Origin of the sequence: Methanoregula sp. (genome assembly GCF_002835825.1) — an archaeon.
In the GTDB taxonomy this organism is placed as follows: Archaea; Halobacteriota; Methanomicrobia; order Methanomicrobiales; family Methanospirillaceae; genus Methanoregula.
The window spans coordinates 1-15,108 of sequence record NZ_PIZH01000008.1; the positions used below are offsets into that span (position 1 = coordinate 1).

Here is a 15,108-nt window from a genome sequence, read left to right on the forward strand (position 1 = left end):
TACCGGTAGACCATGGCGATATTCTCGGAGATTCCTTCGGTATAATACGTGTCATATTCCCGGACACAGGGATACCCGGCCCACTCCCCCCGCGCACGGGCATCCAACCCATCCGGGTTCGTATGCTCAAAGAAGCTCCGGAGCGACATATCGTAACTGTGCCCGCGAGCGATACTCGCGAGGAAAGAATCGGACGAGAGGGTGGACAGCCCGTTCTGCCGCCGCTGATCATTGATCAGTGCGTGGATCCGGGTTTCAAGCGAGGAGGGATCGATGAAGGGCGCACCCTCGGTTTTGCTGGTGAAGGTGTCAGGAGGTGGCTGTGCGGGGACCCACGTGACCGCAAGCGTAATCTGCGCAGTGAACGCCGGTGTGGGGGGTGCTGTGGGGACGGGTGTTGCCGTTGTCTGCGTTGTCTTCGGGGTTGTGGCGGGCAACTTCGTCGTCTGGGTTGCCATCAGGGAAACCGGGGCGGGAGTGGTTGTCGGAATCGAGGTCGCGAGGGTCTGCGATGTAGTCATTGCGGGCAATGATTCGGCGGGCAGGGGAGTGACACCGTCTACTGCAGTCGTGGATACCGGTGTACCGGAAAACGAAGGCGCCCCTGCGGGATTTCCAACGCTATCCCTCACCGGAGGATACCCGAAGATCGCGCCTATCACAATAACGACCACAATACCAGCCGCAACAGCCCCACCCGCTACAGACCTGCCGGTTATGACAGGGGGAGGCGAAACAGACAATCGTGTACCGCACTGTGTGCAGAATTTCTGGGACCGGTCGTTTGTGACTGCCCCGCAGTTCGGGCAGGTAATGTGCACCATGCTATGAAGTGCATGGAACGCATGGAGGAAAAAAGATATGGGGGCCGTTACCGGGCCAGTTTTCGCACCGTTTCGATATTACCCCGGTCGTCTCGCCTCTCGTCTACGGGCGTCTCGCAGACCAGGGGAAGACGCGAAAAAACCCTGTTGTGGAGGATCTGGCGGAATCCCTCCTCGCCAATGAACCCGAGGCCGATATGCTCGTGCCGGTCCAGGCCGCTTCCCCGATCACCCTTCGTATCATTGAGGTGGATTAGCCGCAGGTTGTCAAGGCCGAATGCATCGTCAAGCTGCCCAAGGGTCTCAATAATGCCTTCCTCGGTTCGCAGCTCATAGCCTGCGGCAAAGGCATGGCAGGTGTCAAAACAGATACCAACACGCTCCGTATTGCCAATACCGTCAAGGATCCCGCGGATGTGCTCAAAACTGCTGCCCACACTGTTCTTCTCTCCGGCAGTATTCTCCAGAAGGAGCATCGTAGAACCCGCTGAATCCTTCAGCGCTGTATTGATGGCGTGAATCACCCGTGATCTGCCCCCTGCCATGCCGTCTCCAAGGTGATGGCCGAGATGCGTGACAAGATACTGGATCCCAAGTGTCGCGCACCTTTCAAGTTCTGCTGTGAGCGTTGCAATGGATTTCTCGTAAATATCCGGTTTAGGGGAGGCAAGGTTGGGAAGGTAGGGCATGTGGTCGACCGGCAGGAGACCGGTTGTCCTGATTTTCGACCGGAATGCTTCGGCAACAGAAGGGGCGATTGGCTGGTACGCCCATCCCCGCGGGTTCCGGGAGAACATCTGGAACACATCGCAACCGGCATCACTGGCACGATCCACTGCAAGGTCAAGGGAACCCGCAATTGAGACATGAACCCCGACTTTTACCATTCACGACACCCCTGGTTCATCTGATCAGGTTCTTTTGGCGCGGGGCTATTTGGGGATTGTGATCGGGGATATACGACAAAAAAGGATTATTTCCTGAAAATCGCAAGAAGTGCTGCACCAATGCCCGCTGCCCCGATGACGGCAAGGGGCAGGCTGCCGGACTTTGTGGGGGGGATGGTGGTCGGTACCTCTGTGGGGACTGGAGTCGGGGTGACCTTGAACTGCTCGGCAAAGCCGATCGGGGGTACCACTTTGACAATATAGACCGAGACCGGCTGAGGGCCGGTCATCAGGCGGGATCCTCCCACGCAGGTTGCAGATGGCGCTTCACCCTTCACAAACGTGACTTCCACGCTCGAGCCGTCGTTCCTTCCGTTATACATCACAACCTCGCGCGGCCCGAGTGTTTTCTCCATGACGCGGGTTCCACCAGAGAGGATGCTCACCGAGGACGTGACTGCCTTGCAAGTAGTCCCGTAACAGGTTGTACAGTCCGGGGCCGTTGACAGGTCAAGGGAGTAGTCACCGGCAAGCGGTGTTGGAATGGAGCCCGGGTCCCCTACACTATCGATCACGTATTCCCCGGCGGGGAGCCCGTTGTAGAGTTTGGCAATGGCCATCCAGTTGCCCCCGGCGCCCCCAAGGCTTGTTGCGACAACCGTGTCACCCACGTTGAAGACCGTCAGGGCACTATCCACAGGCACAGAACCGGTCAGGAACGAGGTATTCATGAGAGTGAACGAACAGACCGGGTCACCACCCGCGGGATAGGAACAGCCATACTGCTCCGGGTTCTCGATCGTGATCGTCTTGCTTTCTTTATTGATGGACGATACCATGCCTTTCACCGTGACTTCCTGGATGACTGCCGCAGCAGGCATGACGCAGAAACAGAGGAGAAGGACAGGGACTATCAGGTAGAGTGCTTTCATGGTTTTTTGCTCCCACAAGGCCCCTTATGCAAGAACCTATAACGAGAGTTGCCGTTGAAGGATAAAAAGACTGCAGGAAGGAAGCTCTCTTTTTGCCAGAGCGCCAACCAATGTACCATGAAGGTGACTTTCCTTGGGACCAACGGCTGGTTCGACACCCCTGCCGGAAATACCGTATCGGTCCTCCTCCAATCGGAGAACTATGATATCCTCTTCGATGCCGGCAACGGGATTGCCAAAGCCGACCGGTACATCACCCAGGACAGGCCGTCGTTTTTGTTCTTAAGCCACATGCATATCGACCATATCGCCGGCCTGCACACCCTCTGCAAATTCAGGTTCAGGCAAGGGCTGACAGTATTCACGAAGCAGGGAACACGGGAACAGCTGGAGACATTTGTGAACGACCCCTATACAGTACCATTCTCCATTCTTCCCTTCAAAAACGAGGTGCGCGAGCTCAGCCCGGGAACGCACAATGTCCCGTTCACCGTCACCTGCCTGCCGCTCGTCCACCCGGCCCCCTGCTTCGGATACCGTGTGGAACTGGATGGCAGGGTGATCGCGTACTGCACGGACACCGGTGTCTGCGACAATGCTGTGACGCTTGCCCGCAATGCGGACCTGCTGATCACCGAATGCGGCCTGAAACCGGGAGAGTCGAGTCCGGACTGGCCGCACCTGAACCCACAGGACGCAATCGGCATAGCAAAAAAGGCGCATGCAAAGCGCCTCGCGCTCGTCCACTTCGGGGCGGAAGTGTACAAGACCGTGGAAGAGAGGAAGGCGGTGCAGGACGAGTTTGAGAGACTTTGCCCGGGGCTCATCGCTGCAACCGACGGGATGCAGGTAGAAGTCTGAACGGTCAGACCAGGTACATATCCTCCGCTGCGCGGGTCAGCTGATCCCGGAACTGCGGAGCGGCAATGCTGATAATGGCAAGCGCACGCTCCCGCGTGGATTTCCCCTTGAGATCAACGATCCCGTACTCCGTGGCAAGGTAGTGCGTATCTCCACGCGGCGTTGTGACAACAGCGCCCTCAGGGAGCCTGGGAACCACCCGCGAGATCGTGCCACCTTTCGCAGTTGCATAAAACGCGAGAAACGACATCCCGCCTTTTGAGGCAAACGCGCCCCGCACGAAATCGAGCTGGCCTCCCGTACCGCTGAAGGTTGATCCCTCAAGGTGTTCGGCATTCGCCTGGCCGAGAAGATCAACTTCGAGAACCGAATTGATCGAAACCATGGTGTCGTGCTTTGCGATCACGGCCGGGGAACAGACATGGGATGCGGGGTAACTCTCGATCGCAGGATTATCGTTCATGAACTCGTACATCCGTTTCGTACCGGCAGCAGTGGTGAAGACGTGCTTGTACGGGTGGAGTGTCTTCCTGCACCCGTTTGCCACACCGCTTTCAACAAGATCGACCATTCCTTCCGTAAACAACTCGGTATGAATGCCGATATCCTTGTGGTCCATGAGGTAGCGTGCAACAGCGTTCGGGACATTGCCTATCCCAAGCTGGATCGTTGCACCATCAGGCACCAGTGCAGCAATGGCCGGGCCGATGATATCGTCCTCGGGTTTCTTCTCTGCAATTTTGAGCTCCATCAGCGGGACATGGTTCTCGATAACTGCATCAACCTCGGAAATATGGATGAAGGAGTCGCCAAAGACCCGGGGCATGTTGTGGTTGACTTCGAGGATAAGTTTCCTGCAGGTCCGGGCAGCGGTGGAGAAATAATCGTTTGCTGTTCCAAGGCTGAAGAAACCGGCCTTGTCCATGGGTGAGACCGTTGCCATGGCAACATCAGTGTCCATGTACTCCTCGACAAGCCGCGGGATCTGGTGAAGGTAACAGGGGACATGGTAGTTCAGGCCGACCCGGACGGAATCACGGTCGGCAGCACCGACAAACCACGAGTAATTCTCGATGGTGTCAGCAAGATCGGGTGCAAGGACCGTCTGTGCGGCAGGCTCACGGGGAAGGAACGTGTACATCTTAAGGCCCTTCACCTCACCCCGACGAGCCCGATCCGCAATTGCTGCAAGAAGGGCCGGGGGTTGTGCGATGCTCATGCCATAGACGACGGTATCCCCGTTCTTAATGTGCTCCACGGCCAGGCCGGGGCTGGTAAGTTTCGCCTTGTACTGGTTCTCAAAGGATTTCATGAAAGTCCCCTTAACAGAGATAACGGCACCAGGGATTAAATTGGTTTTTACTTGCCAGGGAATTCACGTGCAGGGGGAAGAAACGAAAAATGGGATTACTTGTTGAGTTTCTTCAACACCCACGCCATGTTGGCTCCGAGCGTCTTCATCGTAAGAAGTCCCTCTTCGTCGCTCTTTACGTCCCCGGGGTCAAGGCCGATACCGACATTCCAGTAGCTGGAACCGGGCACAACCATCTGGCTGATGAAGAAGAAGTGGTTCATGGTGTCGAACGCGTGGATCGCCCCGCCGCGGCGTACAGCAACAACCGCAGCCCCTACCTTGCGCCGGAACATGTCGTCATTGGCTTTTGCCACGAAACCGGCCCGGTCGATCAGGGCTTTCATCTCTGTAGAGACATCTGCAAAATACGTAGGGGAAGCAAGGATGATCCCGTCTGCATCCAGCATCTTTTCAATGCACTCGTTCACGATATCGTTACCGATAACGCACTTCCTGTCCCGGTTGGCAAAGCATTTCCCGCACGCCGTGCAGCCACGGATCTTCTTTCCTGCAAGCTGGATGAGTTCTGTCTCAATCTTCTCCTTTTTCAGTTCCTTGAGAAGTGTAGTGACAAGGATAGCGGTGTTCCCGTCCTTCCGGGCACTGCCGCTGAATGCAACAACTTTCATCGTATCCACCGGATAAGTATCCCACGAAACGTCCATATAAGAATTCGCACAGCAGCCCCCCTTCTCAGTGCGCCATCTTAAGACCCCTCACGCCAAATGGTGGTGCGATATGCTACAGAGAATACAGTTTTCCGACCTCCACCTCGGAAAGGAGCTCGGGAAAGCAATAGAAGATATGGGATTTGAGGAGCCATCGCCCATCCAGGCCCTCGCAATCCCCTTAATCCAGGCCGGCCGTGATGTCACAGCCCAGGCCCAGACCGGCACCGGCAAGACCGCTGCCTTTGGTATCCCCATCATCGGCCGTATCGACCCCACACGGAGGACCGTACAGGCCATCGTGCTCTGCCCCACCCGGGAACTTGCCATCCAGATAGCCGAGGAGTTCTCGAACCTCCTTGCGCACATGCCCCGGATCTCTGTTCTGCCGGTCTATGGCGGGCAGCCGATAGAACGCCAGCTCCGCGCGCTCCAGGCAGGCGTACACATCGTCATCGGGACACCCGGCCGTGTCATGGACCACCTCGACCGCCGTACACTCCGGCTTGAGGATGTTGAGATGGTTGTGCTGGACGAGGCCGACCAGATGCTTGACATGGGATTCCGCGACGACATAGAACTGATCCTACGGAAGGTCCCGCAGGAACGCCAGACCCTCCTGTTTTCGGCAACAATGCCAAAACCAATCCTCGAAATATCCCGGCAATTCCAGAACAAACCCGAATTTGTCCGGGTCGAGTACGCGGAACTCACGGTCCCGCAGATCGAGCAGTCCTATATCGAAGTGCGCGAGCGGGAGAAACTCGACGTGCTCTGCCGCTTAATCGACCTTGCCGATCCCAACCTAGCCATCATCTTCTGCAATACCAAGCGACGTGCAGAGGAACTCTCCACGAAAGTCCGGGCACGCGGCTATCGTGCCGATGAGCTTCATGGCGACATGAAACAGTCCCAGCGCGACCGGGTCATGGGGGGCTTCCGCAAGGGCATCATCGACATCCTGATCGCCACCGATGTCGCGGCACGGGGGATCGATGTCGACGATGTGGACATGGTGATCAACTACGACGTGCCACAGGATGTGGAGTATTACATCCACCGCATCGGGAGGACCGGGCGAGCCGGAAGAAGCGGCCGGGCGATATCCTTCGTTACGCCAAAGGATTTCACCAAGCTCCGCGAGATCATGCACTATGCGAAGATCCAGATCCCGCGGATGCCGGTCCCCACACAGAGCGATGTAGCCCAGACCCGTACCCGGCAGATGATCACCCGGGTACGCGAGACCATCGAGGCGGGCGGCCTTGAGCCGTTTGTCCGGATTATCGAGGCTGAAGCGGAGGGAGACCTCTCGACCATCGATATTGCAGCAGCACTCCTGAAAATGCAGATGGAGCCCGGTTCGGGGGCCACCGCAGGGACGACTCCGGCGGCAGTGGACTTTGGGGATACCGGTGCAGAGCCTGGCATGGTCCGGTTCTTCCTTGCAGTCGGGAGACAGCACAAGGTTGCACCCAAGGACATCGTTGGCGCAATCGCCGGCGAGACGGGCATTCCCGGTAAAGCCATTGGCGCAATACGGATCCTGGACAATTACTCCTTTGTCGAGATCCCAAGAGAGAACGCAAACGACGTTTATACTATCATGAAAGAGCGGACGATCCGTAACCAGCCGACCGGGATCGAACCCGCATCAGCGAAGCGGACCTGACCGTTTCCTCTGCTTTCCCGCCCATCTCTTTTTTGCTTGGATTGTGAAGCCTGACGTTTCAGGCCCAATCCGTAACAATCGCGCCTCATCACGGGAATAGCTGCTGTGATCATCCTGCCAGCGGCACAAACCTAATGTATCCTCAAGGGCAAACTGTCGGTATGAACAAGATCGTTGTAAGCGCTTTCATTCTGGGAGCATGCCTTGTGCTCGCTCTCGTAGCCGGCTGCACCCAGCCGGCAGCTCCTGCCACAACGCCCGCCCCGACGGTTGTTGAGACCACGGCAGTGGCAACCGAGGAACCGACGGCTGTACCGGCAACTCCTCAATCCATCACCCCCGGCCCGACCCAGACCCTTCCGGAGATCTGGAGCATGGAAGTCCAGGTAGGCAGCAATGGCGAGGCCATCAACCCGCAGATCACTGCAACGCTCCGTGGCGGGAAGGGAATGAACGTCATCCCGGCAATTGATGTCAAGGTCACGAGATCGGATGGCGGAGTCGAGACCGGTCGCATGGTCCAGCCGCTCCACGTGGGGTCATCGGTCACCCTCAAGGGGACCACCAAGAACACTGACCGGGCAGAAGTGTGGGTCATCACCCCGAATGGCGATTCCGTGAAGATCTACGATGCGTACGTCCCATTCAGGTCATTCAATTAACCTTTTTTACCATTACCGCGACGAGAACCCCTCGGTGAGATGCCCGACATAGAGCATGACCAGGGGGATGAAAATACCGACTGCCATGATAGCATACCCCTGCGGTTCGTCGCCAAACGGGGGGGTCATGGTGATCCAGACGCCGTTCACAAAAATGAACAATCCAATAAGGCAACTCAGTACTTTGATTATTGCTTCCATGACCTGTTCCGTTCCTGTACAAGGTGATTCCTGCACAGGATATTAAGTGCTTGTATCCGTGTGCAGGGATTCCAGGGTCATTTATAAGCCATCAGCCCTGACAGGGGTGATGCATTTTTCATCTCTGCGAATGAACAGATCAGGTACACACCTGACGGCTGAAAAAAATCCACACCCGTCCGATACAAAAAATGGGGGAAACCCGTGGGAACCGCGCTCCTTACCGACCTGTATGAACTCACTATGGCACAGAGTTACCGGGATCATGGGAAGACCGGTACGGCGGTCTTCTCCCTGTTTGTGCGGTCCCTTCCTCCCGAAAGGAATTTCCTTGTTGCAGCAGGGCTTGAAACCCTGATTACGAAGCTGGAACAGTTCCGGTTCACTGCAGATGAAATCGCATATCTTGGGACCCTGGGAATCTTCAGCAGGGATTTCCTCGCATGGCTGGAACAATTCCGGTTCAGTGGAACGATCTGTGCAGTCCCTGAAGGAACGGTTCTCTTTGCAAACGAACCCATTCTCCAGATCGAAGGACCCCTGCCTGAAGCCCAGATTCTCGAAACGCTTGCCCTCAACTGTATCCATTTCGAGACCCTTGTCGCTTCGAAGGCGGCACGGATAAGCGCTGTTGGCAGGGGAAAGAGCATTGTTGACTTCGGGTTCCGGCGTGCCCACACAAGCGAAGCGGGCATCGCCGCAGCGCGGGCCGCCTGGATTGCCGGATTCAATGGGACATCAAATCTCGAAGCAGGGAAGCGGTACGGCATTCCCGTTATCGGCACGATGGCGCACTCCTATGTCATGCTCTTCGACAGCGAGGATGCTGCATTCAGGGCGTACCAGTCCTCATTTCCGGACCGTGCCATCTGTCTTATCGATACCTACGATACCCTTGCCTGTACGGATACCATCATCCGGCTGGTACGGGAGGGGGTACCGGTGCCCGGTGTACGGATTGACAGCGGGGATATCGGGATGCTTGCACGGGATGTGCGGGCGCGGCTTGACGCGGCCGGCCTTCCCGGGATCCGGATTTTCGTGAGCAACAATGTCGACGAATATTCCATCGACGGCTGGCTTTCTTCCGGCGTCCCGATCGATTCCTTTGGCGTGGGGACCCATTTCATCACCTCCTCCGACGCACCGTTTCTCGATATGATATACAAACTGGTGGAATACGAGGGGACACCCCGGTTCAAGACCAGCCCGGGCAAGACCACGTTCCCATACCGGCGGCAGATTGTGCGGCATCACCGTAATGGGATCCTCGCATATGACGAGGTAGTCCGGACCGGAAAAGAGATGGTTTTGGGGCTTCTCGAACCGGTGATCATCGATGGCAGTCTTGTACGGCCCCTGCCCTTACCAGATGCGATCAAAGAGCACTGCTCCCGCGAAATTATATCCCTGCCGGTACCGTTCAGGTCGTTGGAAAAGCAGCTGTATGATGTCCGGATCCAGCGTTAAGCCCCCGTGTTCCGGCGCCTCACCACAAGGGACCCTATAAAAAAACGCATATAGTGCCCTGACAAACTCTTGGGCATACATTCTGCGGGTGATTACCGTTTCCCTTGTCCCCATACCCTTGCGCATCGCAGCCCTTGTCCAGGAGAGAAACAGCCTCTTTGAGTACCCGCAGGAGCAACTCGCCAAAATCATCCGTGAGATTAAATTCCGCTGCACCGGTTGCGCCCGATGCTGTACCCGTGCCTTCAATGGCCACGTCTTCCTGCTTGACAAGGACGTTGCTGCAGTGAAAAGGATTGATCCGGATGCGATTGAGCCTGCACCGGACCCAGAGTTCTGCGACCAGAACGGAACATTTTATGTATCCGGGTACGCCCTCCGGGCAAAGGATGACGACGCGGGGTCGTGCTGGTTTTTAGAGAGCGGCCGGTGCAGGATCTATGACAAACGCTTCTCCATCTGCCGGATCTACCCGTACATGCTCCACCGCGAGCCGGATGTCTGGGGTACTGTCGACTGGAGACAGATCTCCGGGTTTGAACAGCACGGGGAGTATGATGCAGAGATTTCAGAAGACGTGGCAATGGCGATCGCACGGGAGACAAAGGAGTACGAGAACGCCTTTTTGGCCCAGGAGATCGCCTTCCTCGAATTCATGAAGGAGTATTTTGCGGATAACCAGCTGAAGCACGTGCAGAAAGTGTACGATGACCGTATGCGGGCATCTGCCCGGGGATACCCGGTCCGCGTCATGGTCTTCTGCGATGGGGAACTGGCGGAACATATAGTCCGGACTCCGGGACCTGAAACGTAGCGGGCCAGCCTCTTCAGGGCCCGGTATCCACGTGATCCCAGAACTGGGTCAGCACGCGCCAGATTCTTTCACGCAGTTCCCGGACGCTGTAACAGGCAGGGCTTTTTTTTGGGCATTCGTGCCGGCCCGGCTCATAGAGGGCACGGTTCACCTCGACCTGGATCCAGGGAATACCTTTCCTCCAGTAATGGGCATTTGCTATGAACCCTCCGGAGAAGGGGTTATTGATTGCCACTTCGCGCCCCAGCCCAAATTCCTTACGGAACTCCCCGGCAAGCTGCTGAACCCATTCGGGAGGGCAGGTCGTGATGCCGTTCTTCCCTGCCTGTCCCGTACGGTCCCCGTTGTTGCCAAGGCAGATGAGCGGGCGCTTCTTTCCTGCATCTTTCTGTTCTCCCGATCCCCGCGGGAGCATCGAATGGCAGTCGAAGGCTAGTGCGACACCGCGATCATCGATGAGTTCGTCAATCTTCTGGTGGTAAGGGAAATACCATGCCATGAGGAGCTTGTGGATGAGGGGCATATCAGGTACCTTCCCATCGCGGTAGACCAGCCTGCCATCAACGGTGCGTATCTTGATAATGCCATCCGGGTCACGCGGCGGCAGGGGCAGGGGGGGCCGGTTCAGGTCAATGACCATGCGGGAAATCTCCGCCTCGATGTGGGCTGCAACCCTGTCGCCGAACCCAAACAATTTCCGGGTGTCCGGATCACTGTAATACCGGATGTCCTTTTTGCCCAGTTGCAACTGGCCGTCCAGTTCTGGAGGAACCCTGGTGCCGCCATGGGGAATGGAGATCAGGAAGGGGTAGCGCCGCTTCACGGTTCAAAATATCCTGCTGCATGCGTGTTAAGGTTTTCATCAGGGCATACTGTTCCTTTCACTGCCTGATGAGGATCCATTTCAGTGGAAATTACCTTCATTTCGTATGCAGGACGGTGTTTTCCTGCGCGCAACGGCGATTTATTAATACCGCTGGAGAAGCGGCATTTTCATGATTGGCACGAATAACGCAGGTTCTCCAGTGGAAGGAAAGGGGTATAAAAGGATGATCAAACAGCCGGATTAGCGCGATAACCGCAGGGAAAAATCCGTTTTCAGAAAACTGGTCCATTGGCCGGTTTTTTTTTCATTGGATTTTCGCTCCATTTTGCACAGGGGCAAAAAACAGATGATAAGGATTGCCCTGTGCTGGGCGGATCATCATTCTGAAATACTATCCCCGTTTATAGCCCAACTTCCGGAGAAACTCCTTTCTTCCGGTCATGCCGGCAGGATCCTCGATTCCCCGCGGTTTCTCGCCGTCGATTACGCCCATGATCCCCCGACCCTGTGCGGACTCGGCAACAATCACTTCCGCAGCATTCGCCGTTGCACAGAAGATGGTGCAGACTTCCGGGACCTGTTTGATCGCATTGAGGACATTGACGGGGTAGCAGTCCCGAAGGAAGAGGACGAAGCTGTGACCTGCCCCGATGACCCGGGCATTGTCCCGGGCAAGGGCGACCAGGTCGGTATCATTGCCATCAAGACGAATGAGGCAGTCACCGGATGCCTCGCAAAACGCCAGACCGAACCGTGCCCCGGGGACTCCCCCGACAACCGCTTCGCTGATATCTTCAACCGTCTTGATAAAGTGGGACTGCCCAAGGACCATGTTCACGTCTTCGGGCTTGTGGATCTTCACTATCCTGAACTCAACCGCTCCGCTCATCATTCACCACAAGGAGGAGATGGTTCTTGCATAATATAGGTTTTAGCCCTTCACACCGGACATCTGCCATCATCAGCATCATGCCGGGAAAGGGAATTTTCATTCCGTATCCTTTTAATAACACCAAAATACGCATTGCTACAGAGAACAGCAGCCAGTTCCGAGGTTTCTATGTGCGGGAGTCGCCAGCTCGATACAACTCTGATCATTGTTATGCTTCTTCTTGCCGGTAGTATCATCGTCACCGTGCCTGTATCGGCCATACAATCGTCGGAACAGTCCATCAGCGATTCGCTCACACGGGGGAGCAGGTTTACCATCACCATCACCGGCAACCCGAACACTGCGTATTACATCTGGCTCACGGGTACCTCGACCATGACGGGGAAACAGTATGACCAGCCGCCCATTATCTCCGATACGGCAGGCATAGTAAAAGACCCCGACGGAGGCCCGTACACGATTGGATCGTACCAGTACAACAATGGCGGGGGAAAGACGATCCGGGACGATGTGGCACCGTCATCGGCGGACATGTCGGACACGAACTATTACGCGCAGGCAACAACGGATGAACGGGGGCAGGTGATCGTCGAGTTCCGCACCTCGGTCTACACCGGACTCCGCTCGTATTCAGTAAAAGTAGAGAATCCCGGCGCCCCCGAGAGCGAGAATTTCAGGGTCGCGCAGACCGTGTACAGCAGGACTGCCCGACCGATGATCAATACACCGGCAGCAACCATGGCAATCCCCACTCATAACGTGACATACACACCGGAATATACACCAGTCCCCACAACCCTCCTCCCGGTTACAACGGATTCTGTTCCGTCAGAGACGTCCCCGGAAATTCCCGCCACCCCGCAGCCGACAAAAAAATCACCGCTCGCAGCACCGGGGATGGTACTTGCTGCTGCCGCGGGGGCCTGTCTTGCGGTACGGGCTGTCCGCTTTCACTCCTGATCAATGGATGCCCCCGCAAAAGAGAACGTCCCTGCTGGCCCGAACATGACCGATAATTCCTGTGCACCAAACGGCACTGACTGCCCGGAGATGGATACCATCCAGCGGTTTTTTATCCGCCCGTTCTTTTTAAGCCTGACCATCGGCATCCCGTTCTGTATCTTCAAAATCCTCTTTGGGATCAGCGCCCTGCGCCACCTCTCACCGGGAGGGGGGATCCTGGCATTCCTGGCGCTCGCGATGACGGTCTGGGCATTTACAGACCTCCTGATGAACACGGGCCGGTCCCTGTTTGACCTGTTCCACCGCACGGCACCCTTCGAGTTCTGTACTATAGCGCAGGTCGGAAGGATCTTCCATAAGCCGCTCATCTTCCTCGCTTTCGATACCCTCCTGACCTTCGCGATCATCTGCGCCATGCTCTGGACCGGGTGGATTGCAACGCTCTCACCTGTAGAGTCCTGGCTCTGGTATGGCGCAACCACGATGAACCTGATCAGCCTTTCCCTGGTCTCGCTCTATAACGAGATCCGCCGGGGGCACACCTGACCGGCCGGAATAATATCTAAAAAAGTTACTTATTGTCGTCGCCGAGCGATTCGCGGCTCCGCATCTGGTACAGGACCATGGGGTCCATCTCTTTGTACGTGTCTGCGCCGGTCCGCATGATCACATTCGCGATCCCACTGTTGACAATCATCTTGGAGCAGAGGAAACAGGGCCAGATCTGGGTTGTCTCGTCCGTCTCGACATCGAATCCCGAGAGATAGAGCGTGCAGCCCCGGGCATGCTTGCCTGCCTGGAGGAGAGCGTTCATCTCAGCGTGGACGCTCCGGCAGCGTTCGTAATTCGAGCCCGAGGGGATGTTGTGCTCCTTTCTCCAGCAGCGGTTCAGCTCCGTGCAGTCCATCTGCTTCCGGGGTGCCCCGGTATATCCCGTAGAGACGATCGTATTGAATTCATCGACAATGATGGCCCCGAAATTCCGCCGGAGACAGGTGCCCTGGTGGGCGCACCGCGTGGCAAGGTCGAGGAAATACTGGTGCCTGTTGGTCCGCATTCAAGAGAGTATGGAAAATCCCGGTATTAAAGCCGTAGGATCAGGAGGAGGTACAGGATGGCAGCCACATGGAGGACCAGAAAGGCGGGGACAAGGTGGAACCTGAGCTTCCGGGTCTTGTGGCGGAATACCTGCATGGAGAGAAACGCGCCGAACGGCCCGATGAATGCCAGTACAAGGAGAGCCCCCTCGCTTGTCCTCCACGTTTTCCGTTTCGCCCGGGATTTGTCGCTGGCAAACGCCAGAGCGGCAACAAGGTTCAGGCCAAGGTAAAGCCCAGCCAGAACCGTGAGGAGATCGATCCCCATCACCTCCCGGGAGCGTTGTCAAGGGTGAACCGCCATTTGCAGAACATGTCCGGCGGGTGCGGATCGGGGGGTGCAAAGAGGCACTCAACCCGGATCGCGGGATCGATCTCCCGGGCAAAACTGGTGAACTCCGCCCGGTGCATCTCCCGGCAGACGTACTCTCCCTGCCCCCTCCGGAGCCGGGCTTCCTGTGTCGGGCACGAGGGGACCGTGATTACCACCTCGTCCGTTTTCTCCTCGATCTGGTACCCGACAATCATTGCCCACGGGAAATGCCGGAGTGCCCGAACAAAGCCGGAAAGCCCCGTTTCCGTGATGCCAAAGCGGCGGACGATATCCTTTGCCGCCATACCGGCGACCCTTCCCCAGACCTGCTCATTGACCTGCTCGGCAACACCCTGCCCGTACGTATCTGCGATGTTGATAAACCAGAATGCGTCCACGACCCGGTAATGCCAGAGGAGGAATTCCAGGTACAGGTGTTTTTCCGCATCGGTCATCGTATCGAAGAGAGCAAGGTCCATGTATGTCATCCGGGGTCGCCTCAGGAATGGTAAGCGTCATGCCCGTGCCGATATGAACGTTTGGATTTGTGGTGTCAGGCACTGCAGGGAGGCATGACCCTCGTGCTGGGAAGCCAAGAGTCCGTTCATCACTTCAGGGGGGGTACCCACCCCTCCCAATCTCCCGGCCCGGAATTGGTGCCAGGGGCCCCCC

18 protein-coding genes are annotated in these 15,108 nt (G+C 56.7%); 7 read left to right on the top strand and 11 right to left on the bottom strand.

Annotation, left to right across the window (positions count from 1 at the left end; genetic code table 11):
* The 3 genes from CW742_RS00655 to CW742_RS00665 form a co-directional block, all read right to left on the bottom strand.
* Positions 1 to 824: zinc ribbon domain-containing protein (locus CW742_RS00655; protein ID WP_342764850.1), on the bottom strand; the 824-nt coding region annotated here is incomplete at its 3' end.
* 47 nt (positions 825 to 871) lie between these two features.
* Positions 872 to 1,711: a deoxyribonuclease IV gene (locus CW742_RS00660; protein ID WP_292415489.1), complete on the bottom strand. Its 840-nt coding sequence runs from the start codon at positions 1,709 to 1,711 to the stop codon at positions 872 to 874.
* A gap of 86 nt (positions 1,712 to 1,797) precedes the next feature.
* Complete coding sequence (locus CW742_RS00665; RefSeq protein WP_292415490.1) at positions 1,798 to 2,643, bottom strand: hypothetical protein; 846 nt, start codon at positions 2,641 to 2,643, stop codon at positions 1,798 to 1,800.
* Positions 2,644 to 2,760: 117 nt separating this feature from the next.
* Here CW742_RS00665 and CW742_RS00670 point away from each other — a divergent pair, with 117 nt between their 5' ends.
* Positions 2,761 to 3,504 (top strand): MBL fold metallo-hydrolase, encoded by a 744-nt coding sequence (locus CW742_RS00670; protein WP_292415491.1) that lies wholly within the window; start codon positions 2,761 to 2,763, stop codon positions 3,502 to 3,504.
* A 4-nt stretch (positions 3,505 to 3,508) separates the two neighbouring features.
* On the opposite strand, the gene CW742_RS00675 is transcribed toward CW742_RS00670, so the two are convergent.
* Positions 3,509 to 4,816: an acetyl-CoA hydrolase/transferase family protein gene (locus tag CW742_RS00675; protein WP_292415492.1), complete on the bottom strand. Its 1,308-nt coding sequence runs from the start codon at positions 4,814 to 4,816 to the stop codon at positions 3,509 to 3,511.
* A gap of 95 nt (positions 4,817 to 4,911) precedes the next feature.
* The gene (locus CW742_RS00680) at positions 4,912 to 5,487 is read right to left on the bottom strand and encodes a flavodoxin family protein (protein ID WP_292415493.1); all 576 of its coding nucleotides are present in this window, start codon (positions 5,485 to 5,487) and stop codon (positions 4,912 to 4,914) included.
* A 109-nt stretch (positions 5,488 to 5,596) separates the two neighbouring features.
* Between CW742_RS00680 and CW742_RS00685 the strand changes: the two genes are divergently transcribed.
* Together CW742_RS00685 and CW742_RS00690 are read left to right on the top strand one after the other, a co-directional pair.
* Positions 5,597 to 7,198 carry a DEAD/DEAH box helicase gene (locus CW742_RS00685; RefSeq protein WP_292415494.1) on the top strand — a complete coding sequence of 534 codons (1,602 nt, stop codon included), beginning with the start codon at positions 5,597 to 5,599 and terminating at the stop codon, positions 7,196 to 7,198.
* A gap of 161 nt (positions 7,199 to 7,359) precedes the next feature.
* Positions 7,360 to 7,860, top strand: coding sequence for a hypothetical protein (locus CW742_RS00690; RefSeq protein ID WP_292415495.1), 501 nt, complete (start codon positions 7,360 to 7,362; stop codon positions 7,858 to 7,860).
* 12 nt (positions 7,861 to 7,872) lie between these two features.
* Here the strand turns inward: CW742_RS00690 and CW742_RS00695 are convergent, their stop codons facing one another.
* On the bottom strand, positions 7,873 to 8,061 hold the full coding sequence (locus CW742_RS00695; protein WP_292415496.1) for a hypothetical protein: 189 nt from the start codon (positions 8,059 to 8,061) through the stop codon (positions 7,873 to 7,875).
* 204 nt (positions 8,062 to 8,265) lie between these two features.
* On the opposite strand from CW742_RS00695, the gene CW742_RS00700 reads away from it, so the two are divergent.
* Positions 8,266 to 9,531 carry a nicotinate phosphoribosyltransferase gene (locus tag CW742_RS00700; RefSeq protein WP_292415497.1) on the top strand — a complete coding sequence of 422 codons (1,266 nt, stop codon included), beginning with the start codon at positions 8,266 to 8,268 and terminating at the stop codon, positions 9,529 to 9,531.
* Between the two features lie 88 nt (positions 9,532 to 9,619).
* Positions 9,620 to 10,345 carry a YkgJ family cysteine cluster protein gene (locus CW742_RS00705; protein ID WP_292415498.1) on the top strand — a complete coding sequence of 242 codons (726 nt, stop codon included), beginning with the start codon at positions 9,620 to 9,622 and terminating at the stop codon, positions 10,343 to 10,345.
* A 13-nt stretch (positions 10,346 to 10,358) separates the two neighbouring features.
* Here the strand turns inward: CW742_RS00705 and CW742_RS00710 are convergent, their stop codons facing one another.
* On the bottom strand, positions 10,359 to 11,168 hold the full coding sequence (locus CW742_RS00710) for an N-formylglutamate amidohydrolase (protein WP_292415499.1): 810 nt from the start codon (positions 11,166 to 11,168) through the stop codon (positions 10,359 to 10,361).
* 394 nt (positions 11,169 to 11,562) lie between these two features.
* Positions 11,563 to 12,060 carry an adenosine-specific kinase gene (locus tag CW742_RS00715; protein ID WP_292415500.1) on the bottom strand — a complete coding sequence of 166 codons (498 nt, stop codon included), beginning with the start codon at positions 12,058 to 12,060 and terminating at the stop codon, positions 11,563 to 11,565.
* 171 nt (positions 12,061 to 12,231) lie between these two features.
* Between CW742_RS00715 and CW742_RS00720 the strand changes: the two genes are divergently transcribed.
* Both CW742_RS00720 and CW742_RS00725 read left to right on the top strand, forming a co-directional pair.
* On the top strand, positions 12,232 to 13,023 hold the full coding sequence (locus CW742_RS00720) for a hypothetical protein (protein WP_292415501.1): 792 nt from the start codon (positions 12,232 to 12,234) through the stop codon (positions 13,021 to 13,023).
* Positions 13,024 to 13,026: 3 nt separating this feature from the next.
* A complete protein-coding gene (locus CW742_RS00725; RefSeq protein ID WP_292415502.1) occupies positions 13,027 to 13,572 on the top strand; it encodes a hypothetical protein in 546 nt (181 codons plus the stop codon).
* A 25-nt stretch (positions 13,573 to 13,597) separates the two neighbouring features.
* Here the strand turns inward: CW742_RS00725 and CW742_RS00730 are convergent, their stop codons facing one another.
* From CW742_RS00730 to CW742_RS00740, 3 genes are read right to left on the bottom strand one after another with little or no spacing between them, the layout of a single operon-like run.
* The gene (locus CW742_RS00730; protein WP_292415503.1) at positions 13,598 to 14,083 is read right to left on the bottom strand and encodes a cytidine deaminase; all 486 of its coding nucleotides are present in this window, start codon (positions 14,081 to 14,083) and stop codon (positions 13,598 to 13,600) included.
* 26 nt (positions 14,084 to 14,109) lie between these two features.
* Entirely contained in the window at positions 14,110 to 14,391 is a 282-nt protein-coding gene (locus CW742_RS00735) for a DUF1294 domain-containing protein (protein ID WP_292415504.1), read from the bottom strand.
* A complete protein-coding gene (locus CW742_RS00740) occupies positions 14,391 to 14,924 on the bottom strand; it encodes a DUF6125 family protein (protein ID WP_292415505.1) in 534 nt (177 codons plus the stop codon). Before CW742_RS00740 ends, CW742_RS00735 begins: the two co-directional genes overlap by 1 nt.
* Between the last annotated feature and the right edge of the window lie 184 nt (positions 14,925 to 15,108).

Excerpts from the sequence above, each read along its gene's own strand:
- CW742_RS00730 (WP_292415503.1), bottom strand. The coding sequence starts at position 14,083 with ATGCGGACCAACAGGCACCAGTATTTCCTCGACCTTGCCACGCGGTGC.
- CW742_RS00665 (WP_292415490.1), bottom strand. The coding sequence starts at position 2,643 with ATGAAAGCACTCTACCTGATAGTCCCTGTCCTTCTCCTCTGTTTCTGC.
- CW742_RS00690 (WP_292415495.1), top strand. The coding sequence starts at position 7,360 with ATGAACAAGATCGTTGTAAGCGCTTTCATTCTGGGAGCATGCCTTGTG.
- CW742_RS00735 (WP_292415504.1), bottom strand. The coding sequence starts at position 14,391 with ATGGGGATCGATCTCCTCACGGTTCTGGCTGGGCTTTACCTTGGCCTG.
- CW742_RS00695 (WP_292415496.1), bottom strand. The coding sequence starts at position 8,061 with ATGGAAGCAATAATCAAAGTACTGAGTTGCCTTATTGGATTGTTCATT.
- CW742_RS00685 (WP_292415494.1), top strand. The coding sequence starts at position 5,597 with ATGCTACAGAGAATACAGTTTTCCGACCTCCACCTCGGAAAGGAGCTC.
- CW742_RS00740 (WP_292415505.1), bottom strand. The coding sequence starts at position 14,924 with ATGACATACATGGACCTTGCTCTCTTCGATACGATGACCGATGCGGAA.
- CW742_RS00725 (WP_292415502.1), top strand. The coding sequence starts at position 13,027 with ATGGATGCCCCCGCAAAAGAGAACGTCCCTGCTGGCCCGAACATGACC.
- CW742_RS00715 (WP_292415500.1), bottom strand. The coding sequence starts at position 12,060 with ATGAGCGGAGCGGTTGAGTTCAGGATAGTGAAGATCCACAAGCCCGAA.
- CW742_RS00675 (WP_292415492.1), bottom strand. The coding sequence starts at position 4,816 with ATGAAATCCTTTGAGAACCAGTACAAGGCGAAACTTACCAGCCCCGGC.
- CW742_RS00680 (WP_292415493.1), bottom strand. The coding sequence starts at position 5,487 with ATGAAAGTTGTTGCATTCAGCGGCAGTGCCCGGAAGGACGGGAACACC.
- CW742_RS00660 (WP_292415489.1), bottom strand. The coding sequence starts at position 1,711 with ATGGTAAAAGTCGGGGTTCATGTCTCAATTGCGGGTTCCCTTGACCTT.
- CW742_RS00720 (WP_292415501.1), top strand. The coding sequence starts at position 12,232 with ATGTGCGGGAGTCGCCAGCTCGATACAACTCTGATCATTGTTATGCTT.
- CW742_RS00670 (WP_292415491.1), top strand. The coding sequence starts at position 2,761 with ATGAAGGTGACTTTCCTTGGGACCAACGGCTGGTTCGACACCCCTGCC.